Origin of the sequence: Aporhodopirellula aestuarii (assembly GCF_023701485.1) — a bacterium.
Taxonomy (GTDB): domain Bacteria; phylum Planctomycetota; class Planctomycetia; order Pirellulales; family Pirellulaceae; genus Rhodopirellula; species Rhodopirellula aestuarii.
On the sequence record NZ_JAMQBK010000023.1, the window covers coordinates 109,689 to 132,450 of the forward strand.

The 22,762-nt window shown below is 57.3% G+C and carries 15 protein-coding genes; 8 read left to right on the forward strand and 7 right to left on the reverse strand.

Annotated features, from left to right (window positions below):
* Nucleotides 1-14: 14 nt before the first annotated feature.
* From NB063_RS07830 to NB063_RS07850, 5 genes are all read left to right on the forward strand, one after another.
* Nucleotides 15-974, forward strand: coding sequence for a dihydrodipicolinate synthase family protein (locus NB063_RS07830; protein ID WP_250928205.1), 960 nt, complete (start codon nucleotides 15-17; stop codon nucleotides 972-974).
* A complete protein-coding gene (locus tag NB063_RS07835) occupies nucleotides 958-3,633 on the forward strand; it encodes a sodium:solute symporter family transporter (protein ID WP_456061987.1) in 2,676 nt (891 codons plus the stop codon). The genes NB063_RS07830 and NB063_RS07835 overlap by 17 nt, the downstream gene beginning before the upstream one ends.
* 361 nt (nucleotides 3,634-3,994) lie before the next feature.
* Complete coding sequence (locus NB063_RS07840) at nucleotides 3,995-4,156, forward strand: hypothetical protein (RefSeq protein WP_250928206.1); 162 nt, start codon at nucleotides 3,995-3,997, stop codon at nucleotides 4,154-4,156.
* A gap of 124 nt (nucleotides 4,157-4,280) precedes the next feature.
* A complete protein-coding gene (locus NB063_RS07845; RefSeq protein ID WP_250928207.1) occupies nucleotides 4,281-5,474 on the forward strand; it encodes a DUF1559 family PulG-like putative transporter in 1,194 nt (397 codons plus the stop codon).
* Between the two features lie 201 nt (nucleotides 5,475-5,675).
* Complete coding sequence (locus tag NB063_RS07850) at nucleotides 5,676-6,827, forward strand: sialidase family protein (protein ID WP_250928208.1); 1,152 nt, start codon at nucleotides 5,676-5,678, stop codon at nucleotides 6,825-6,827.
* Nucleotides 6,828-6,969: 142 nt separating this feature from the next.
* Here NB063_RS07850 and NB063_RS07855 read toward each other — a convergent pair whose 3' ends face one another.
* The 3 genes from NB063_RS07855 to NB063_RS07865 all read right to left on the reverse strand — a co-directional run bounded on the left by NB063_RS07855 (nucleotide 6,970) and on the right by NB063_RS07865 (nucleotide 10,557).
* Complete coding sequence (locus NB063_RS07855; protein WP_250928209.1) at nucleotides 6,970-8,310, reverse strand: DUF11 domain-containing protein; 1,341 nt, start codon at nucleotides 8,308-8,310, stop codon at nucleotides 6,970-6,972.
* Complete coding sequence (locus tag NB063_RS07860) at nucleotides 8,307-8,999, reverse strand: hypothetical protein (RefSeq protein WP_250928210.1); 693 nt, start codon at nucleotides 8,997-8,999, stop codon at nucleotides 8,307-8,309. The genes NB063_RS07855 and NB063_RS07860 overlap by 4 nt, the downstream gene beginning before the upstream one ends.
* 172 nt (nucleotides 9,000-9,171) lie before the next feature.
* Nucleotides 9,172-10,557 (reverse strand): hypothetical protein, encoded by a 1,386-nt coding sequence (locus NB063_RS07865; protein ID WP_250928211.1) that lies wholly within the window; start codon nucleotides 10,555-10,557, stop codon nucleotides 9,172-9,174.
* 250 nt (nucleotides 10,558-10,807) lie between these two features.
* On the opposite strand from NB063_RS07865, the gene NB063_RS07870 reads away from it, so the two are divergent.
* The gene (locus tag NB063_RS07870) at nucleotides 10,808-12,016 is read left to right on the forward strand and encodes a hypothetical protein (RefSeq protein ID WP_250928212.1); all 1,209 of its coding nucleotides are present in this window, start codon (nucleotides 10,808-10,810) and stop codon (nucleotides 12,014-12,016) included.
* Nucleotides 12,013-13,092 (forward strand): UbiA family prenyltransferase, encoded by a 1,080-nt coding sequence (locus NB063_RS07875; protein WP_250928213.1) that lies wholly within the window; start codon nucleotides 12,013-12,015, stop codon nucleotides 13,090-13,092. The genes NB063_RS07870 and NB063_RS07875 overlap by 4 nt, the downstream gene beginning before the upstream one ends.
* A gap of 189 nt (nucleotides 13,093-13,281) precedes the next feature.
* Here NB063_RS07875 and NB063_RS07880 read toward each other — a convergent pair whose 3' ends face one another.
* The 4 genes from NB063_RS07880 to rpmG form a co-directional block, all read right to left on the reverse strand.
* Complete coding sequence (locus NB063_RS07880) at nucleotides 13,282-13,965, reverse strand: PspA/IM30 family protein (RefSeq protein WP_250928214.1); 684 nt, start codon at nucleotides 13,963-13,965, stop codon at nucleotides 13,282-13,284.
* Nucleotides 13,966-14,009: 44 nt separating this feature from the next.
* Nucleotides 14,010-17,657, reverse strand: coding sequence for a hypothetical protein (locus tag NB063_RS07885; protein ID WP_250928215.1), 3,648 nt, complete (start codon nucleotides 17,655-17,657; stop codon nucleotides 14,010-14,012).
* A 258-nt stretch (nucleotides 17,658-17,915) separates the two neighbouring features.
* A complete protein-coding gene (recJ, locus tag NB063_RS07890; protein ID WP_250928216.1) occupies nucleotides 17,916-19,682 on the reverse strand; it encodes a single-stranded-DNA-specific exonuclease RecJ in 1,767 nt (588 codons plus the stop codon).
* 141 nt (nucleotides 19,683-19,823) lie between these two features.
* Entirely contained in the window at nucleotides 19,824-19,988 is a 165-nt protein-coding gene (gene rpmG / locus NB063_RS07895) for a 50S ribosomal protein L33 (protein WP_044255296.1), read from the reverse strand.
* A 453-nt stretch (nucleotides 19,989-20,441) separates the two neighbouring features.
* On the opposite strand from rpmG, the gene priA reads away from it, so the two are divergent.
* On the forward strand, nucleotides 20,442-22,754 hold the full coding sequence (gene priA, locus NB063_RS07900) for a replication restart helicase PriA (protein ID WP_250928269.1): 2,313 nt from the start codon (nucleotides 20,442-20,444) through the stop codon (nucleotides 22,752-22,754).
* Nucleotides 22,755-22,762 lie beyond the last annotated feature (8 nt).

The following is a 22,762-nucleotide window of genomic DNA, read 5'->3' on the forward strand; positions in this document are numbered from 1 at the left end:
GAGTCCATCTGCAGATGATTAGTCAGTCGTCTTCCTCCAGCCCCGATCGACTGCAAGGACTCATTGCAGCGACCTTTACACCCATGAATCTAGACGGTTCGCTGCGTCTGGATGGTATCGATGAGATTGTGGCACACCTGATCGATCATGACATCGATGGGATGTACGTTCTCGGTAGCACTGGCGAGGGTCTTTCACTCACATTCGAAGAACGATGTGTGGTCGCCGAACGTTTCGTCGAGAGCGCGAACGGCCGTATCCCCGTGATCGTTCAGTGCGGTAGTGAAAGTTTGCGTCAATCGAATCGCCTCGCCGCACACGCTCAAACGGTTGGTGCCGATGCGGTGTCCGCCGTCAGTCCGGTGTACTTCAAGCCTGACTGCATGCAAACATTGGTGGCGAGCATGGACGAGATCGCGTCCGGGGCACCGGACCTGCCATTTTATTACTACCACATCCCGGCGGCCACGGGAGTCAATTTGCCAATGGTCGAGTTTCTGCAGCACGGCGGTGATCGGATTGCAAACTTGCGGGGAATCAAATTCACATCTCCAAACGTGCATGAACTGCAAACCTGCATTGATTACGCGGGTGATCGATTCGAGATTTTGTGGGGCCAAGACGAAAGTCTGTACTGCGGGATGATCGCCGGGGTACAAGCGGCCGTTGGCAGCACTTACAATTTCGCCGCGGTGATTTATCAGCAATTGATGCGAGCGTTTTCCAACGGCGACTTAGACAGGGTCCGAAACCTGCAGTCGCGTTCACAAGCCATCGTGAATACGTTTGTTCCCTACGGTCCCAGGGCCGCTCAAAAGGCGATGATGTCGATGGTCGGAATCGATTGTGGGCCGAGCCGATTGCCGATCGCCCCGTTGTCGTCGAACCGGTTTGAGGAACTCCGCTGCGACCTCGAAGCGATCGGTTTCTTTGATTGGATTCAAGAGTCCTTGCCTGTTGAAAGCGTTGGTTGATTTGAATATTCGCGATCGGTTGACGACATCTATTGTTTTGGTCGTTGGACTGACGTTATGCAGCGTCGTCACATCGTCGGTTCACGGCGAAACACCCACTGTGACGGAATCTGCGGTCGGTGATTTCAATTGGAACGCGTTGCCCGACCTACCGAATGAACTGGGAGTGGCCGGACCGTTCGTCGGAATCAGCAACAACGCGCTGATCGTTGCTGGCGGGGCAAATTTCCCTCGCCCGGTTTGGGACAACGAGAAGGTATGGCACGACCGCATTGACGTGTTGACGCGTCACGCCGATGGTTTCGAGTGGGTGAGCGGCGGGACCTTGCCGCGACGTTGCGGGTATGGGGCCTCAGTGACAACGTCCGACGGTGTCCTTTGCATGGGCGGCAACGACGGGGTGGAAACATTCGATGACGTGTTTCTGCTTCGGTGGAACGCGGCATCGAAAAAAATCGAGACGGTTGAATTTCCTGCATTGCCTGAACCCTGTTCCTTTGGACAAGCGACGATTGTCGACGGCGTTGTCTACTTCGCCGGCGGACAGAACGCAGACGGCGAGTCGCTCCATAACTTTTGGACACTTGACCTCAAGGAATCAGCGGACAGGGATCGGGCGAACTGGCAATCGCTCTCGGCTTGGCCAGGCGAGCCTCGTGCGTTCAACCTCACCGTCCATCAGCACAACGGTTACGAGGATTGTGTTTATGTGATGAGCGGTCGCAACGGGTCCGGCGATAAGCAACAGTTCCTGACCGACGTGTGGGAATATCGCCCGAGCACCGAGACATGGAAGCGCCGAGCAGATGTGCCTCGGCCCGTGATGGGAGCCTCCGCAATCGGGATCGGCCAAAGCCATCTCTATGTTCTCAGTGGAGATGACGGGACGCTGTTCAACCAAGCCGATGAGTTGAAAGATTCCCACCCCGGATTTCCCAAACAAGCACTGCGTTATCACACGATTACCGACACCTGGACTTCTGCGGGAGCGATACCGCAGAACCAAGTCACCACCACCGCGGTGATGTGGGACGGGCGGATCATCTTGCCAAGTGGTGAAGTTCGGCCACGGGTGCGGACGGCGTCGGTTTGGAGCATCACATCGAGCGATACCCGATCAGGCTTTGCCGTACTCGATTATGTCGTCTTGTTTGGTTATTTGCTGGCCATGGTCGGCGTCGGGATTTACTTCGCGAAGCGAAACCGAAACACCGACGACTACTTTCGCGGCGGAAGCCGAATGCCGTGGTGGGCCGTCGGATGCAGCATCTTCGCTACCATGCTCAGTTCGGTAACGTTCACCGGCATCCCCTCCAAAGCGTTCGCGCAGGACTGGGTTTATGCGATCGGAAATTTGATGATTCCGGTGATCGCATTCGTCGGAGTCTATGTCGCCCTGCCGTTTTATCGCCGTATCGACGTGACAAGTGCGTACGAATACCTCGAGAAACGATTCAGCCGAAACGTGCGATTATTCGGCAGTGCCAGCTTCACGCTCTTTCACATCTTCCGGATGGCCGTCGTGATGTCCTTGACCGGATTGGCGTTGGCCGTGGCAACGCCCTTATCGCCGGCTGAATCGGTCATGTTGATGGGGTTGCTCAGTGTTGCGTACAGCACCATGGGCGGGATCGAAGCGGTGGTTTGGACGGACACGATCCAGACAGTCGTGCTGCTCGGTGGTGCGTTGTTGGCGTTGGTACTGATGGTGCTAGGCACGGATGGCGGATGGAGCGGGACGCTAGAAAACGCGTTCGCCTATGACAAATTGCGGGTCGCCAATTTTCACGGAGGCATCGCCAGTTCCCAACTCGTGTTGTGGGTGGTGATACTCGGAGCAGCAGGACAGAATCTGTCTTCGTACACGGCCGACCAAGCGGTCGTGCAGCGTTACATGGCGACTTCTGATCAAAAACTCGCGGCGCGGTCGATCTGGACCAATGCCTTCATGGCGATTCCAGCAACGTTGCTGTTCTTTGGTGTCGGCACCGCGCTGTTTGGGTTTTATCGCTCGCATCCCGAACGCCTCGATCCGAACATCACTACCGATCAGATTTTTCCGCTGTTCATCGCCAACGAGATGCCCATCGGGATCGCTGGGCTGATTGTTGCCGGCATCTTTTCTGCCGCACAATCGACCGTTTCGACCAGCATGAATTCGACATCGACGACGATCATCACGGACTTTCTGCGTCCGATGAACGTCTGCCAAACCGAGACCGGATATCTGCGTGCGGCGCGGTTGGTGACGTTTGTTGTCGGCGTCCTCGGCACGCTGCTGGGAGTCACGTTTGTGGATCCCAATATCCAATCCTTGTTCGATAGTTCGATTATGGTGATTGGGATGTTCATGGGCGTTCTCGGGGGGCTCTTCGTACTCGGATTCACGACCCGTCGGGCGTCGGCCAAAGGAGCGATGATTGGTGCGTTCGCGGGCACCGGAACGCTCGTCTACCTTTGGCAATTCAGCAATATCACCGGGTATCTCTACACCGTGATTGGGATCACAGGCTGTTTTATCGTCGGCTACCTGGCCAGCATTCTGCTCGGCCCAGAGACTCGTGACCTCCGCGGGTTAACGATCTTCACGAGCTCCGTCCGTCGAAAAGCCGCCACTGCGAGTGAGGGCGTTCGGCCCGTCGAGCAACTGCCCTGCTAACACTCTGCAACTCCGACCGCATCCATCACACCCGCCAACCAACCGGTACGGGTGAACAGTAAACATGCAGCAGTCGGCAAATAGGGTCAGACACCACTCGCGTTACGTTCCTGTTGAATCACACACTTTCGCCTATAAGAAACGCGACGTTTTCATTGGGGTCAGGCAACATTCCTTGCACACTTTCGCCGGTAGTGAGAATGCCAATATTTTTGTTCTATGTGACAATTGCAGCTACAGGATGGCTACTTATCATGAGGGAGCCATGTGTCACCTTGCCGAGACTTACAGGGGCGATCACCTGCGTTACCTGCCGCACATGCATTCAATCTTAATATTTTAGCCAGCCAGGATCAGATTCATGAAAGCCTTACTCTTTACTGCGTCACTTCTACTTCTCTTTGGCATCAATGTTGGTTGTCAGCCATCGGGTCCGCAGGTGATCGAGCCGCCTGCAATGACCGCTGAAGAAGCCGCCGCGGCGGAGGCGGAGTATGAGCGATCGATGACGCAGGACGCTTGATCGGACGCAAATCGCTCGAGTCGGCTTTGATGCGAGGCGTAGATCGCGTGCTTCCAAACGCGACGAATTGATACCTCTTACGACGTTTGCATTTCTTACTTTTTCCTCCTTCGGAGTCTTTCACGTGTTCAGCACCAAACGACGTTCCTATCAGGGATTTACACTGGTCGAGCTTTTGGTTGTGATCGCAATCATTGGCGTCCTTGTCGGTCTCTTATTGCCAGCCGTTCAGGCTGCTCGCGAAGCTGCGCGACGGATGAGTTGCAGCAATAATTTCAAGCAAATCGGCTTGGCCCTTCACAACTATCACTCCGCCTACAATCAGTTACCACGAAACCTCGGAGGCACCTCCCCCGATCCGTCGACGACCATCAGCAACAACAAATCGAACCGCCTATTCCTGAGCTGGATGGTGGGGGTGACTCCGTTTATCGAACAACAAGCGATCTGGGAATCGATCGCCGCTGGGGTCGACTCGGCCGGCAATCGCTACGTCCCGATGGGTCCAACGCCATGGACAAACTTCGTACCTTGGAACACCGATCTTCCGGCATTTCGTTGCCCGAGTGATCCGGGGATGGGGCTGCCTTCAAAAGGTCGCACCAACTACGCGGCATGTGTCGGCGATCACGCTCACCTGACGAACTCAGGTGGGCGAAATCAGTTCGGGTACTATCAAGTCGCTGACGACGATAACGCCGAAGTCGCCGGAACGAACAAGTCCGACGACAGCACGGCCGCGATTGACGCAAGAGCGACGAACCGTGGATGTTTCTGGTCACGCCACACGACTCGCTTCCGAGATATTACCGACGGCACGTCCAATACGATCATGTGTGGAGAGATCTGCACGTCACTTGGTAACAAAGAGGTCAACGCGGACAACGCGTATTACACCAACGATGCCCTTGTCACGCATTCAGCGATGGACCTGCAGCGTTGTCTCGATCGCGTCGATCCGGATCGCCCGCAGTTCCTGCGATCCAGCACCGACACTCGAAACGGCACGAGCGAAGCACGCGGGTATCGGTGGGCAACCGGAATGTTGCAATACAGCACCTTTCAAACCATCCTGCCCCCGAATAGCCCGAGTTGCTTCCGGGGTCGCGACGTTTCGCAGGGAGTATCTTCCGCAGGCAGTCGCCACCAGGGCGGTGCACATGTTCTCACCGTAGATGGCGCGGTCAAATTCATCACCGATAGCATCGAGGCCGGAGACGTGACCGCGACTCCCAGCTTAGGTGCGAAAAGTCCGTATGGCTTGTGGGGTGCGTTAGGCACTCGCGGCATGCGAGAAACCGACAGCCTGGACCTATAACGTCATCCGTACCGCGACGGCAATGCGAGCGATCCGCGACATGCTGCTCTCGGTGCTCGTCGACAGGATCGCGAGCAGGTCGTTGCCTGCTCGCGCCGTCGAATTCGCCCTCCAATCTGAGATTGTTCCGCGGCGATCGTCTCACGACGCTGGCCGCGAATCGCTCTACCGACCGCCCCGTTCCTTTTGCGTTCTAAAAACATGAAAACGAAATCACTCGTGTACGCGTCATTCGCTTGCGCTCTTTTGATCGCCTCGTCCGCAACGTTCGTGGCAGCCGACGGGCCGGACTTGCGGACGATTGATCTTTCAGGCGAAACGAATCGTCAAACCGTGATTGCTCGCGGAACACCGCAAATTTATCAAGGACACCCGACGACGCTCAAGCTCCCTGGTACCGACACGATCTTTTGTGTTTGGTGCATTAACCATGGCGGCGCGGCCGGACCGATGGCCAAGAGCGAGGATGGTGGGAAAACTTGGGTGCGGTTGGATGACAGGCTGCCACCCGGATTTTCAACGCATCAAAATTGCCCCAGCATTTACCGCATGATTGATCCGCAGGGCGTTGCCCGATTGTGGGTATTCTCCGCCGCGTTGGGGCATCGCGGCGGTCCCGGAATGCCTAGCATCATGAGTGAGGACGATGGAAACACTTGGAAGGAGATGCCGCCACTCGGTTTTCGATGCGTGATGACGTTCAGCAGCATCGTGCCCCTCAAAGAAGGTCGCTATCTCGGGCTCTATCACAAGGGTCCCGATGGAAAAGACAGGTCACCGTTGAACGTGTTGCAAACGATCACGTCGGACGGAGGACTGACGTGGTCGACGCCAAAGGTCGTCGCCGCGGCGGACGGAAAGAATCCTTGTGAACCCTTTGTGTTTCGTTCACCCGATGGATCCGAATTGTGCTGCCTGATGAGAGAAAACACACACCAAGGTCGGAGCCTCGTGATGTTTTCTCGCGATGAGGGTCAATCGTGGAGCACACCCAACGACACGCCTTGGGGACTCACCGGTGACCGACACATCGGTGTGCAAACACCCGATGGTCGTTGGGTAATCGCGTTTCGCGACCAAGCCCCAGGCAGCAAAACGAAAGGGCATTTCGTCGCGTGGGTCGGGACGTACGCAGACATCAAGAACGGAGATCCGGGGCAATGTCGTGTGAAGCTGTTGCACAGTCACGCGGGCAGTGATTGCGGGTACCCAGGTGTCGAGCAGTTGAGTGATGGCACGATCGTCGCAACCACCTACATCAAATACCGCCCAGGTGCAGACAAGCATTCGATCGTAAGCACCCGGTTCAAACTCTCCGAAATCGACCAGCTTCGCACGCAGCCCGCTCCCTAACAAACAAGCGAGGCCTCTAGCAAACAAGCAAGGCGTACCTGGTTCGTTCACCTCTGGAACAACCGCCGTGGAGTGAGCCGGATTTGCTCACACCGATAACTCCGGCGAAGCGTTCACTTCGCCGGGTTGGAGCAAGCGAGTCTTATCGCACGCGGCACTTGAATTCGATCGTGACGCTGTCACCGACCGCGAGTGTCTCTTTCAATCGCCAAATCAGTTGCGATGATGACGCGTCGTTGACTTTCGTCTCGAAGTCCGCGTCGATGCTCGCCGTTTGGCTGTCGGCAACGTACTCAAGCCTTGTGGTCAAGTTATCCGTCACCACGACACCTGAAACCGCCGAGTCGCCGACGTTTTGCAGTCGCAATGCGAACGTGATCGTGTCGCCGATCGCGGCGTGTTGTTTGTCCGCGATCTTGATCAGGTTAAGCCGACCGTCATCAGGGAACTCATAGACAACAAGTGCGTCCACTTTCTGATCACGCGTCAACACGGGCGGTGCAAGGTCCTGAATTTCAACCTCGACGCTTTCCTCCGTCAACCAAACATTGGCCGCGACAGCATGTTTCTCAAGCATCGCGATGAGGGACTCGTCGAGTTCAGAGATACTGAAATTCTGGATTCCTGCCAGCACGGTGAGCACATCGGACGCGAGATGAAGCTGCTGGACCCGTTCGATCCGAACACCACGATTGCGATCACGCATCGAGTCGATTCGACGGGTGAATTCGGCGTGGTCGACTTCGACCGAATCGCGAACGACCAACCCAGGCAAGTCGTAGTTCACGCCCTGCGGTCCGACCGGCCGGATCACTCCCGAGACACCAATCGCCCCGTCGCCTTGAAGGGCACCGGTAATACGGCGCACGTTGCCGAAGCGGGGTGAGTACACGCATACCCGATTCGACGCGGCAAATTCGATATCACCGCTCTCGGTCGTGTAATGGGTCACGGTGTCTTCGGTTTGCAAACCGATGATCCGATCGTCAATCGTCAGCGCCGCGTCGGGAGATTGATCTCCTCCGTCGCAGAGGAATTCTTGCGGGTCATAGATCCACGGTGGCGGCGTCATAGCCGGCATCGCGTAACCCTGAGGACGTTGATTGCACGTCGCACAGGATTGTCCGCCGCAGTCCCCCACGGCACACGGTCCATAGGAGCAGCCACAATCATCCGTCACGTAGTTGTCGTCACCGACGTGTACGGCCGATCGGCGGAATCCGACTTGGGCGATTTGGTTGATCGGCTGCGGCGGCGTGGGTGCAACTGTCGTCACAGGCCGAGCAGAGGCCGGAGCGGTGGCAGCGGTTTCGGGTACCGGCGGGGACACAGGCGCGACGGCATCGGCTTGCCCGCGTTGACCGTTCAATGGTAATCCGGCGCATCCGCTGGTAACGATAACCAGGCCCATGAGCATCCATGCGCAAACGGTTGGCACGCCCGCCATTCGGACGCGTTGCAAGTTCTCGGCGAGTGCAATCATGGATTTGGCTTGAAAATGGGAGCCCAGGAAGGGTGACCAAAGAAGAACTGAGCCTTCAACACTTCGGCTCGTGGTGGAGCCAACGATCCGACCCGCAGAATCGCAACGGTACGTCCACGCAAGTCGGCGACCTCCAACGGGTCTTGATATTCAGGGACATCAAAAGCAATCGGTCCGTTGGGACCTTCCGCCAACGGCACCGCAGTCTGAGGGTCTTCGAGGTAGATCACGCGTGTGACCAATCGCCCTTCGAGCGCGGCGAGGATGTCATCTTCGTCCAGATTGATCGGGATCGGATAAGTCGTCGCCAATCCCGGTGGTGGATAGGTTCGGTCGACCATCTCGATCGTCGGGTAAAGTTCGGCGCCCTCGGCTCGCGGAAGTCCGGTGACTCGAAAGCGGTAGACTTGGCCGATCATCAGGCCAGCCATCAGATCCGACTCGCCTTCTTCGAACGAACCGTACTGGGCGAGCGAAAACCGCACGCCCGGAGGCCCTTGAAATTTGACGGGTTGGTAATAGACCGGTGGCGGTTGTTGGTGCCCCATCGCTTGGCGAGTCGCTGCGATCGCACCTGCGGGCATGTCCCCGGTGAAGAGCGGGTGCCCTGCACGAGGAGAAAGATAGTCAGACGGGTCGGCGGCCATGGCGATACTCGACACGCAACCCGCGATCAAAAGCAGCAACATGGAGCTTCTTAACGGTGAGCTACTTAACATCGCCTGATCCTTTCCTATCTGACGGGACTCAACGGACATCCTGGTGAAAATGTCGCCGGATATGCATCCGGCGACACGTTTTCGCTAACGCAAGCGAAGCGGACTGAATCAGCCCGCTTCGCTCGGCTGTGATCAGCCTCGATTAATAGACCCGCTCGCTGCCGCGGTCGAAGCCTGGTCGGGCGTTAGGAACACCTGGGTGGATGTTCTGCTCAGTCACTCGGATGCGGCTTACCGGGTTCGGATAGCTCATGCCGGGTTGCTGACGGACGTCGATGCGTACGTCTTGAACCGGTTGTGGCATGTGCATATGAGTGCGGTTGCGGATCGTGTGACTCTGCAAACCAGCCGGTGCACCGAGTGGAATGTGTGGTGGTCCGGGCAATCCGATCGGCGTGCCGGTGTAAGGCATTCCGTACTGCGGAGCGTTCACACCAGCGATCATGCCGGGCAGGCTAGGTGGTGCTCCCACTTTGCCGGCACCCGGGCCGCTAGGTGTTCCACAACCATCGGTCATGGCAGGTGCGAATGGTGAAGGCAAGCCGGTGATCGGTGGTCCCATCATGCCGCCACCGACGAGGCCAGCCATTCCGGCTCCGGCCATCTCGATGTCTTTGTCACCAAGACGGATGATCGCAAGGATGCTACCGCGACGGTCGGCTTCGACGATCGGGTCGATACCTGGATCGAGGCGTGTGCTGACGAGTGTATCGATACCCGCGATTGCTGGGCCTTGGAACTCGGGATCTGGAAGATAGATGACTTTGGTGACGAAGTTACCCGTCAGGACTTGGTCAAAGTCTTCTTCGGTGAACTGCAACGGCACCGAGTTGTGAGCCAGGTAGGCCCCCGTTCGCGGGTTGGCGTATGCAAGTTCAACGGTCGGATAGAGTTCCACGCCGGGTCGGCTTGGGATGTTCGTCAATTTCAGACGATACAGACCGCCTTGTGGGAAGTTCTGCCGAGCAGGAACGACGAGCGGCTCGCTGTCGAACATGCCGGATCCGCTCACATCGTAGCGAACGTGCATCCCGTCAGGGCTGCCGAAGGTAACTTGTGCGGTACTGATCATGCCGGGCATGCCTGACATCATCATCACACCGCCTCCAGGCGGAATGACTTGACCGCCACCTGAGGCTTCGCCGTGACCGCCACAACCGCAATCGGCTGCGTTCGCGCTGCCAATCTTCTGACGGAAGCCCGCGGTTTGAGCTTGGACTTGGTCGTACCCGACTTGTGAAATCTCGGGATTGCTAGTTCCGGTGGCTAGGTCGCTGATTGACGTGCCACCGTTTGCGGTTGCACTGTCATCCATGGTAACACAACCGTTTGCTGCGCCAGCAGGCATGGAACCCATCGCTGGGCGGTATGGCGGCGGTCCGAGGACGCCGGGGCCAGGTCCACCGACGCCAGGTCCGGGCTGCATCATCCGCTGCTCCGGTGGCATGTTATGGCGAACCGGCACACACCCGGTGGCGATCATCGCCATGGTCGCCGTTAGCGCCAAATGAGTGACGATTCGTTTCATCTTTTCCCCCGTCATGGGTCGCTGCGTTTGAGTATCCGGGGAGATTCGCTAGGGAATCACGGGCCGAAAGTCAAACAGGTGGTAATCCGTCTGTCGACGAATCAGGATCGAATGGGATGGACTTCGACGGCCCGAGATCTTTACGATCCGCAAGCCGAAGACGCTCTGAATCCACAAACGGACCCATCGCTACGAGGTTGCATCGGCACGCCGGGCCTCGAATCTTTGATAAAATCGTCACAACCCGCACATGAAGATTGATCCGCACGACTGTATTTGTGCTCGTTGGAGCAGCACGCGGGCCGGCCGCAGACGCTCAATCGGCGTAAATCACGCACTTTTGCTGCCTTTTTGGGCAATGGTGATCGGCGGTTTGCTGTCGGCAGAAATCCCTCACTCATTCGCCCAATCCGCCCTCTCGACGTCGCAAACGCAACCGACCGCCGCGGTGATGACCGATCCCGCGCGTCGATTACTCGCCCGCGTGATCGAACAAATCGCCCTCGGCCCCGCCTTCGACGCCAAATTTCGCCAACGGGTCTGGGTCGGTGGCCGTGAAGTCATCGGCGTCGGTACCTACGAGCAGGCCGGTGACGGCAGCGGTTGGTTCAATATGCAAGTCGCCATGCACGACGGCGACGGCAAACACACCCTGCAACAAATCAGCGACGGGCGACTGGCCTGGACCCGCGAACAAATCGGTGACATCGTTAGACTACAGCGTGTCGACGTGGGCCGACTGGATCAATGGATACACGGCACTGGAAATCACGAGATCACCGCTCCGGTACATCGCGAAGAAACACCTCAGCCGCCGCAACTCGGTAGTCACCTCCCGCCGTCCGTACGCGTTGGAGGCTGGACAGAGATGCTCGAGTCGATCGCCGCTGACCATGATTTGGAAATCGTTTCCGGCCGGCTCGAAGATCGCGACGTCTGGATCGTCCGCGGCAGTTTGCGGGCCAATGTGCGAGAGACGCGTCTGGCCGAATTCGGTACGACAGCATGGCCTGAACTTTGTCCCACGCACGTCGTTGTGGCGATCGCCAAAACCCCGTCGCAAGAAACCGGATTCGGACAAGGCCTGCCGTTGCGGATCGAATTTTGGACCGATCCGATCGACGTCGCTACGAAACCGGGAGCTGCAAATTCGGATTCCCCTCCAATGCCGTCAGGCAGATCGAACGAACCGGTTGACAACCCATTGGCCGCGGATTCCCATGTCGCGGGTACGAGCCAGGATTCTTCCGCCGAAACCGGTGTCCCTGCGAAACGAACCGGTCGCTTAATCAGTTTGATCGAGCTCTATTCGATTCGTCCGATTTCATCACCTCCGATCGGACGGTTTCGGTTTGAGAACCAAGACATGGAAGTCAACTTCACCAACGACACCGATCGTTACCTGTCTCGTTATGGAATTCATATTACCGAGCGTCAAAGTCGAATGCTTCGCCGATGAACACAGCCAATTGGAAATCGTGGGCAACCTTAGTCCGTTTGCCTAACGTATTTACAGTCATCGCTGACGTTGCGGCGGCGTTCCTGTTGGTACTCGGAGGCAGCGGTTGGTACACGAACCGGCTCAATCTCGGTGCTTTCCCCGATCAGGGTCGCGGAGTCTGGCTTGCGCTCGCCGCGGCACTTGTCGCGGGTGTTTCGTTGTACTGGGCCGGGATGATTCTTAATGATGTCTTCGATCTGCCTCATGACGAAAAGAATCGCCGCAACGGCCCACTCGTCACCGGGTCGATCTCACTCCCCACCGCCAAGGCTGCTGGTTGGGGACTGCTTCTTTTTGGCATCCTTCCACCGCTAGCGATCGGGTTAGGGAGCGGCATCAGCATCGGTTGGTTGCCCGCCCTCGTCGCGATTGCGTTAGCGATCTGTATCGTTCTTTATGATGGACCGATGAAACGAACACCGGTCGCCCCGGTTCTCATGGGTGCGTGCCGGACCTTGAGTTTTCTGCTCGGCGCCGCCGCGTCGAGTGCCGCGATCGCCTCGGGAATTGGTACCGAGAAACTCGCGTCACAACAACTCGTCGCACTGGGGCAACCCTTGTTCCTGGGCATCACACCCGTGGTGCTAACATTTGCGATCGGGATGGGCACCTACATTGCTGGACTGACCACGTTCGGTCGTCGCGAATCGATTGGCGATCGCACGATTCATCTGCCGATCGGATTGGTCGCGATGACGATCGGCGCGATGCTGCTCGCCTGGGCTCCACGCGTGGCGGGCATCGGCTACGACGGCGAGGGCCCTTCTTGGATGACGGCGTGGCGAGTCGATCCCGTCGTGATCTTTCCCGCAGCCATTTTGCTGATGCTGGCCACGACGCTGCTACGTGCGCGTTCGGCGACGATGAATCCGTCTCCCGAACGCATTCAAGCGACCATCGGTTCCGGGCTCCTGGCGATCATTCCGATCGCCGCCGCGATTACGATGTTGGCCGTTGGCGCGAAGATCGCCGTTTTGATTTTCGCGTTGATGTTTCCATCCCGGTTGCTGGCACGCCATTTTCGCGTCACCTAGCCCCGATATTGCACGCGATTCGTAGGCCGTATCGCATAAACCATTGCCAAGCCGGAACTACGGTCGCAAATCGATTGATTTTGAAAATAACAGAATGTATTTCCAGCAAATCAGGTTTATGCGGATGCGACAGGTTTTTCGCGACCTCGGCCCGGCCTAGGCAATATCCGGGCTAGGCCGATCGGCATCTCAGGACGCGGGCGGATCAACACGTGCCTTCAGCGATTCGAGTTCACTATCGAGTTGCCGTGTCAGTTCGTCTTGCTCGAATTTTCGATGCAGTGCGTCGTCCTCGTCTTGTTCGCCGTCGAGTCGCTGCCAAGCTTCGCTGACCGCTTCCTCGCGATCGACTCGCTCAGACAACCGTTCGAACTGGGAAAACGCCGATTGACTGTCGACTCGGTCGATCACGGAGTTGATTTTGTTCGTAGATGTTGCCCGCGCGAGTCTCGCCGTCAGCAACGTCTTCTTCTGTTTCGCTTGCCGGATCTTGTCTTCAAGATTGCGGACGGCGTCTCGCAGCTTTTGCACTTCTGCTTGCTGCGTGGCATGTTCACCGGCGTATTGTTCAGCGCGTGACCTCGACGCGATTTGACGCTGCAGGGCTGCCTTGGCGGACGAATCGTCGCCCCGCCGAACGGCATCCTCAGCACGCTGGCCCCAACGTTCGACGTCTGCCTGTTCACGTTCGACGGTTTTACGCATCAGGATCTCGTCGGCAATCGCTTCAGCCACCGAGTGTTTCACCTTTGCCAATTCTTCCTGCATGTCCAAGATGAGCTGATGTAACATCCGCTCAGGATTCTCGACTTGTTCGCAGAGCGATGTGACGTTCGATCGCATGATCAAACTGAATTGTGAAAACCATTTCATAGCAAATACCCTTTAGGAGACATTGAAAACAAGAACTACAGCGTTTAACGCCACGTGGCCAATTCATCACTCATAATCCTGATGCGACTGAGCAGTCCTTCGCGGTGGTGCTCGCAAGTAGCCGCGATCGCGATCACCGACGCCCCCAACACCAACCCTGTCGCCCATAACATGCCCGGATGATCGATCGATGACCTGACGACCATCGCCACCAAATCGACGCACAAGAAGGCGGTTCCCACATGAATGAGTGCCCGCAACCGCAATCCGATTGCGATCAAAATCACGAGAACGGACAAAATCATCAGTGACAGCAGGTGAAACCAACTGCCGCCGAGAATCTCAAAACACGGCGAAACCAAAATCGTCAACGCACCGAGATAGCGAAGTGGATCGTGGGCGTGAACAGGAATGTCTTTGCGAAGGAGCTCGACCAATCCGATCACGGTAAGCCCCAATGGGATCAGATACGCCTGAGGATCGGTCATCAACCAAGATGCAAACAACGAACTCAATCCGATGTTCAGCATCACCGCCGATCCAATCACGTAGCTTCGTTGCTCGTACAGACGGCCATAGACAAACCACAACGTCGCGGCGGCGAACACGATCAACAATTCCAACGGTCCGTGTGCAGACCCCAACACACTCCAAAGCGTGACGACCAGGGGCAGGGAAAGCCCTGCGAGCCAACTGCCCCGAACCAGGATTCCGAGGCTCGGATGGTTTGTCCATCGTCGAGCAAGCACCATCAAGACACCTGCTGCAGAGACCGTGAGCAATCGCAACCATTGATGGGGGACAGGAATTTCATGGTGCCAATGAAACCAACTGATCGTCAGCACCACGATTGCGAAAACGCCAACCACGTGAGCTTCGTTTTGTCGTCGAACGGCAACAAAGCACTCGTAAAACGCCGCCACAATCAAAGAGCTGATTACCAAAGCTCTTTCCAGCAACGAGAACCCGTCCGACACCAGACACACGCCAAAGAACACCAACGCGACGCCTCGCAGCACCAAACTCCACCGCCTGATTTTCACAGCGTCGAGCACGTTGCCACTGATCTCAAACAAAACCAGGGCCACAACCGAGGCCGCCGTCATCCACGTGCATGCCGACGCGAGCAGCGGGTCGACGGGCAGTTGAAATACGAACCCTCGAAAACCACTGAGCATCGAAACGGACACGATAAACTGCACGCTCGCCAAGATCGCAAGATGCGTTCGGCGTGTTTCCCAGTCATCGACTCCATGTCGGTACACGAACAGCAAAGTCGACATGGCGACGGCTGATGCAACCAATATCATCGGCGAAAAATACACCATTCCGAGCGTTGCAATCGCGACCGGCCAGATCGAACACACTCCTAACAAGCGTGAGCCTGTCGTCGCAAAACGACGATGAACGACCATCAGCAATCCCGCAGAAGCAACGCCATACGCGAGCGGAAGATTGTCGTATGTAAGAAACGACGGCACCAATGTTCCCGCACCAACCCCCACCACGATCGGTGCGAAGAACATCGCAATCGAAGTCGTGATGTCATGTCGGAATAGAAAAACAGCGATCCCGCTGAGCACGACGACCAAGGCCCAGCCCGGCAACAAGACAGTGAGATCCAACATCGCCGTCGACCACAAAAGCAACGGCAGGTAAACAAAGCAGACCGACATTCCGAAGAAAAACAACGTGAGATCTGCCAGCGGTAACAACATCGCGGCCAATGGAGTCGGGCACTTGGCCTCGTCGCCCCAGCGCCCATAGGCAACAAATCGCGTGGGTGAGATCGGCACGCCCACCCTTTTCAATCCAAACAAGATTGATAGCGAGAGACAGCCACAAAGGATCGTCGAACCTGCAAGCAGATCCGGGCCATGGATGCTCAGCGAATCGACCTCCATCAACACCGCGACCAGCACCAGAAGCCAAGTCCAAGCTCCGATGGCATATTGACGAGACCTCAATGTCAGCACGCTCAACGATGCCAGCACCAGCATGAGAACGCTGTAATCGATTTGCCCTAGATTGGGAATTAGATGCCGCGAGACGTTCGCGAATTGCATCACAAGCCACAAGACACTAATCAGCAACGTGATGATTTCCCCGCACGTGCGAAACCAACGTACCGGTTCGCGTTGATCAAAACATCGACTGCTGAGCATCGCATCCAACCTTGGCACAACGCTCAACAACAGTCCCAGACCGGCCAACGAAGCAAGTGACCAACGCGAGTCGATTTGGGCATAGTCCATCGCCTCGATAAACGGGACCGCGACTGCAACCGTCATGATCAGGGTCCCCAACGCGGCGAGGATCAACCTGCGATCTCCAAACACGACGGATTGAAAGACAAAACCGATAACGCTGACGACGCCGACGAGGAACGCGGCTTTCAAATTGGTTACCGACAATGCGGCCAGCAACAGTGACAATCCCGTCACAAAATGCCTCAGCGGAACGGCAAACTCACTGCGATCACGCTGCTTGAAATATCGACTGAGAATTGCGAATGCCGCGAGTAACGGCGTGTATGTCAATCCGTAGAATGCAACCGGCAGTCGCTCTTCGTTAATCGCTGAAGCGGCCCCCGATTTGATCGTTTGGATCAGTTCACCAAAGAGCGTCGGACAGGATTGGTAAGCGATCGTGACAAGTACCAAACCTGCCCAAACGAACCCTGAATGACGCGTGTCACGAGCGATCACGAACAGCAGCACCGCGGCGACCAGCGTCGTCGGAACAACCGCCCGCGTCGCCGACCCCGAAAACGAAAAACCGGCGAATGAAAACAGCACACCGGTCGCTGTCAGCAGCAACCCTACCAACAGTGGAGCGACGATCGACCAAGGCAACGGATGCAACAAATCGCCCGTCCGTTTTCGAAAGACGTCCGCGATGGTTTGGGTCGTCATCAGGACGGTCGACGCCAGCATCACGCAACCGAACCCGATCCAGTGAACCGGAATCACCGCATGGGTTTTGGCGACGACCAACACGATGAAGAGCGATCCGAGTAACGCGATCGGCAAGAATCCGAAAATGCGAGGGTAACGGTTCTCTTCGGCAAGCCAAAAGACATGACGATTCACCTTCACCACACCAAACGTCATCACCAACCAGAACCCGGATGACAACAAGACTGCCAACCAAGTCGAGCCGATCTCAGGGAGAGCTCCTGCCAAGCAAAGCAGCACAAACGAGGCGACGAAGGTGTGTTGGCGGCCATGCAACCAATGCGAGAAAATACGATCGCACGCAAACAGCATGAACCCCGTCGCGGGGATCAACAGCAGTAGCGAAACCGCCGAGTCGGTTGCCGTTACAGAATCATCGAACAACCATGAGAGAGCAAGAAATCCGATCGGAATCAGTACCACCGTCAAGAACCGGAGAACCTGAGACGTTGCATCGAGTCGCAACCGACGACCACAGTACTCCGCCACCGCATACGTCCCCGCGGTGTAGGAAAGGATCGCGAAGTACTTGAGCGAAACCGGCCAAGTGTTCCATTGACGCGTGACGAGCATCAACGATGAGGCCGAAATAATGGCCGCACCGATGACCAACATCCACTTGATACTCGACTCCTGTAGAAAAGCGTCGAGAAACCTTTCGAGGAACGACCGTTGGTGCTGACAACTCGATCGATCCGGAGGCGTGCATTCGTCAAAGTGTGCGTCGGTAGCCATTTCCGCTGCCCTTGAGGTGCCAAGAGTTCATCAATCCTTCCACGACGGAAGTTTCATTGATTTCCTATTAACACGTTCGGTGCCGAAAACGGATGCCACGCCAAACTTCGCAACCTAAACGCCTACAGCGCAACACGTTACGAAAACGCGAATTCATCCTTACTGACGTGACCGCAGCTCAACGACTGCATCCCAATTGCAGTACTACCGCTGCAGGTTGCGGGTGAAGAAAGTAGCGACTGTCGCCACAAGGGATGCTTAAGACGGCACGGGTTCCGAGACAGTTTGCTCGCGCCAATCGACGAGGTGGATCTCGACGCTCTTGTACCCGCGGAACTCATTGATGACCGGGCGGTAGGCGATCTCGATCGGGCCGGCGCATTCGTTGAGCGGCTCACACCAATCAGCAGCCCCGAACGCGACCCCGCGAATGACCTTGCTGCCTTGTTTCAATCGCACCGACAGGTGGCGTTCACTGCTGCCCATCTTCTTAGCCGGTTCGGCGAGTTCGATGCCGCGTCCCATGAGCACCGGCCTTGGGTTCCCCGCTCCAAACGGAGCCATTGTTTCGATCTGACTCATGATATGGAGATTGAGTTGACCGAGTGGTGCCTCGGCATCGATTTGAATCGCGGGCTCGATCGATTGATCGGCCCATTGCTTGGCGACGGCTTCGCAGAAATCGCCCCGGAATGCTTCAATTTCAGATTCACGAATCGTCAAACCGCCCGCTGCCGGGTGGCCACCGAAGCGGACGAGGCGATTTTCGCAATCCTTCAACGCTTCAAACAAATTGACACCGGTTCCACCGACACGGCCTGATCCGACCGCGTCGCTTTTCCCCGTTTGGTCCATCGAAATGATGATCACCGGTTTGGCGTATTTTTCAGCCAGTCGTCCGGCGACGACTCCGATGACCCCCGCATGCCAGCCGACGCCGTTGAGCACGAGGGCCGGATCGTTTTCGCCATCGAACTCTTCTTTGATCTGTTTTTGAGCGGCGAGCTGCACGCTTCGCTGCAACGTGTCACGCGTCGCGTTGAGGCCATCAATGTACTCGGCCAACATCACCGCCCGCTCACCGGCATCGATCGTCATCAACTCAATCCCGAGTTGTGCCTGTCCAAGCCGGCCGGCGGCGTTGAGTCGTGGGGCCAGCGTAAACGAAACGCTCTCGGTATTCAGTTCGGAAACCTGGTCGAGCTTCGTCCGTTTCATCAGCTCGAGTAAGCCCGGCAAAGGGTCGGCTTTGAGAGCCTTCAAACCATGGTTGACCAACACACGGTTTTCGTCGACCAAGGGCACCACGTCGGCAATCGTGCCGATCGCTGCAAGGGCGAGGGACTGCATGAGCAGCCGTTTCATCGGCGGGGTGACTTTTTTCTGGCCGCACTTCGCTTGGCACAACGACCACGCTAATTTGAACGCCACGCCGGCGCCGCAAAGTTCGCCGAACGGGTAATTCGTTCCCGGCAGCCGGGGGTGAACGATCGCTTCGGCGTCGGGAAGCTCCTCACCGATTTGATGGTGGTCGGTGATGATCAGGGTGGCGTCGAGTTCGCGACAAAGTTTGGCACAGCCAACACTCGCGATCCCGCAATCGACCGAAACGATGAGTTTCTTGCCACGGGTGACGAGAGTGCGAATCGCGTCTTCGTTCAGCCCATAGCCTTCTTCGAGGCGATTGGGGACGTAATAGCTGACATCGGCCCCAAGCAAACGCAGCGTGTTGACCATGATCGCGGCGCCGGTCATGCCGTCGGCGTCATAGTCACCGTAGATGACCGTCGGGGTTTTGTCCTCGATCGCTCGGATCAGGATTTGGGTCGCCTTGGGGATCCCGGGCAGCGATTGCGGGTCGCGAAGATTCGTCAGTTTCGTCTCAAGAAACGCCGAAGCGTCATTGCTGGAATAAACACCACGGCTCACCAGCAACTGCGCCACGACCGGCGAGAGGCCGGAGGTACGAATCAGTTGCTCGACCAAGGGAGCGTCGTGGGGAGTGATTCGCCATTGTCGCTGCATCCTTGACGCCTTGTTGCTCATTCCAATAACCCGAGATCAAAAAAAATCCCTCGCTCACACCATCACGCGCAAAACCGTTTGGAATGCGTGCATTCCGGCTGCGAGAGCGAGGTGTCCGAGGGAAATGCAGCCTAAAAGGGCTTATTTCTTCTTTTCGAGGTGCCAGGTGTGCTTACGCACGTGGGGGTTGTACTTCTTCAGCCGCAGCTTTTCGCCACCCGGTTTGCGACGGAGGGTGTAGTTGTAGTGGCCGGTTTCTTCGCAGACGAGGAACACGGTCTCGGCTTTTTTCTTGCTTTTTGCCATCGAAATGCGGGCGTGGTTGAAATAGGAGGAGTGGAATGTGTCAAAAACGGCCCCGAAGTATGGTCGGAGACGGGGGTTTCTGGCAACCCATGAAATCCTGGGACTTTTTCCGACCCGGTTGACCAAACGCGTCGGCGGGGATGGCGATAGTGAATCCAGCGGTTTTAGCAGCATTCCCCTTCCACCGAAGGGCTCATTCCATTGAAGGGTTCAGCCATGTCGACGCTTGATTCACTGCCCATCCTCCCGGATGATCTTCGAGTAGAGCCGATCGTCATTTCCCCGGCTCCGTTGCTCACCTCCGGAACACCTGTGTCGCCGCCAATCCCCTCCCACGAACCCGAACAGCCTCGCAAGCCCGATGCGTCACGCAACCGATCGGAAGGATCACGCGATGATTCGGGGGCTCTGTGGCCGGATCCGCTCGGCGACGGCGAAGATGACGGTCCGGCAATGGACACGGGTCTCGGGCCAGCGGCCCAATCCGAACTCTTCGAAACCAATCCGCCCCCCTGGGAACTCGCCGTCGAGGACGATGTGACGCTGGCGTCGATCGTGTTCTCGCGTTCACCCCACGGCCCCTACGACTACCGCATTCCCGATTCGCTGCGTGAAGAACTGAAACCGGGCATGCGGGTGGGCGTGCCGCTGGGCCATCGCAAAAAGCCGACTCCGGGCTGGTGCGTGGCGGTGAAGGAGGGCAAGGCGGTGCATCGTAAACTCCGCGACGTCGCCGAATGCCTCGATGAATCTCCCCTCTGCGACGCTTCGCTCGTGCGATTGGTGATGTGGATGAGCCACTATTACCAGGTCCCCGCCGGACAGGTGTTTGACACCCTGATTCCGTCGAGCGTTCGCACCGCGGCCGGGACAAAACAAACGACCTACTTCACGCCTGCCAAAGGTCTCAGCGACGCGGAACTCGAAAAACTACCCGCCAAGCAACAAGTGGTCATGCGATTCTTGATCTCGCAAAACCGCCCGATGAGTTCGGCAGAGCTAGCCGTCGCGGCCAAATGCACCGCAGATCCGATCAAGCGTCTGAAGAAGAAAAACCTGATCGTCCCCGAAGTGCGCCGCGAAATGCATTCGGGGATCCGTATCCTGGCGCAGACCAACGATGGCGAAACCGAACGCACACACCACCTCACCGAGCAACAAACCGCTGCACTGGGGCGGATCACTGCGGCCGTCGATAGCGGACGGGGACGGACGTTGTTATTGCACGGTGTAACGGGGAGCGGCAAAACCGAAGTCTACATCCGCGCGATCGAGCACGTCGTCGCGCAGGCCGGATCGGCCATCGTGATGGTTCCCGAAATCAGCCTCACGCCACAAACCCGTGGGCGATTCGAGAGCCGATTCGAATCGGTTGCTGTCTTGCATTCACAGATGTCCCCCTCGGAACGTCACTTCCACTGGCAACGCATCCGTCGCGGCGAAGTGCAAGTCGTGATCGGGCCCCGCAGCGCCGTGTTTGCGCCGCTGCCGAATCTCGGTCTGATCGTTCTCGATGAAGAACACGACACCTCGTTCAAACAAGACACCCAGCCTCGCTACCACGCCCGCAAAGTGGCTCACGCGCGAGCGATGTCGCTCGGCATCCCGTTGCTGCTCGGATCCGCGACTCCGTCGATGGAAGCGTGGCATGCGACACAAAGCGGACACGCCGAATTGATTTCGATGCCCGATCGGGTCGCGGGCCGACCGATGCCGGATGTGCAACTCGTCGACCTGCGGGTGCGTGATGAGCGAGGCGGTGGCGGCGCGATCAGTCGCCCGCTGAAATTGGCTGTCGATGAAACACTGCGTGAAAAGGGACAGGCAATCTTATTGCTCAACCGTCGCGGGTTCGCGACCACGATCCAGTGTCCGGCATGTGGACACGTCGTTGCCTGCCCTGATTGCGACATGCCGCTGACTCATCACCGTGACGGCGGCAAAGCGATGTGCCACTACTGCGACTACACGATCGGTACTCCGCCGTGGTGCCCCGCATGTCGATTTGATGGGATTCGTTACGGCGGGCTGGGGACTCAGAAACTCGAAGTGGAAGCCAAAGCGAAGTTCCCCCACGCCAAGATCGCGCGGATGGATGGCGATACGATGAAACGCCCGGGCAGCCACCAACGCGTGTTATCCGAATTTCGCAGCGGGGAGATCGACATTTTGCTCGGCACGCAGATGATCGCCAAAGGCCTCGACTTTCCCAACGTGCTGCTCGTCGGCGTGATCAATGCCGATTCGGCATTGCATTTCCCTGACTTCCGGGCCGCCGAACGCACCTTTCAACTCGTCACCCAGGTCGCCGGCCGGACCGGTCGAGGCGACCGGGGTGGGCGCGTCATTGTACAAACCTTTACACCGGAGCACCCCGCGATCCAAGCGGCGTCACGGCACGACTATTTCAAATTCGTCGAAGAAGAAATGGTCAACCGGCGGAAGTTCAACTACCCGCCCCTGGGTAGTGTCGCGAGAATTATCATCCGCGGCCCCGTGGAGGAAAAAACCGAAGCGGTCGCCGATTCGATTCTTGCCCGGCTCGAATCGGCGAGAGACCTGCTCAATAGCGAAGTCCGAATCCTCGGACCTGCTCCTCCGCCGATCGTGCGACTGCGAGGAAAGTACCGGTTCCACCTACTGCTCCAAGCGACCGAAGCGGCCGTGGTCGGCGAGACGATTCGGCGTGCCCTTGCCGACTTCAAGACCGATCCCAAAGAAGAAATCGAGTTTTTGGTCGATATCGATCCGGTGAACTTGTTGTGAGCATCGGC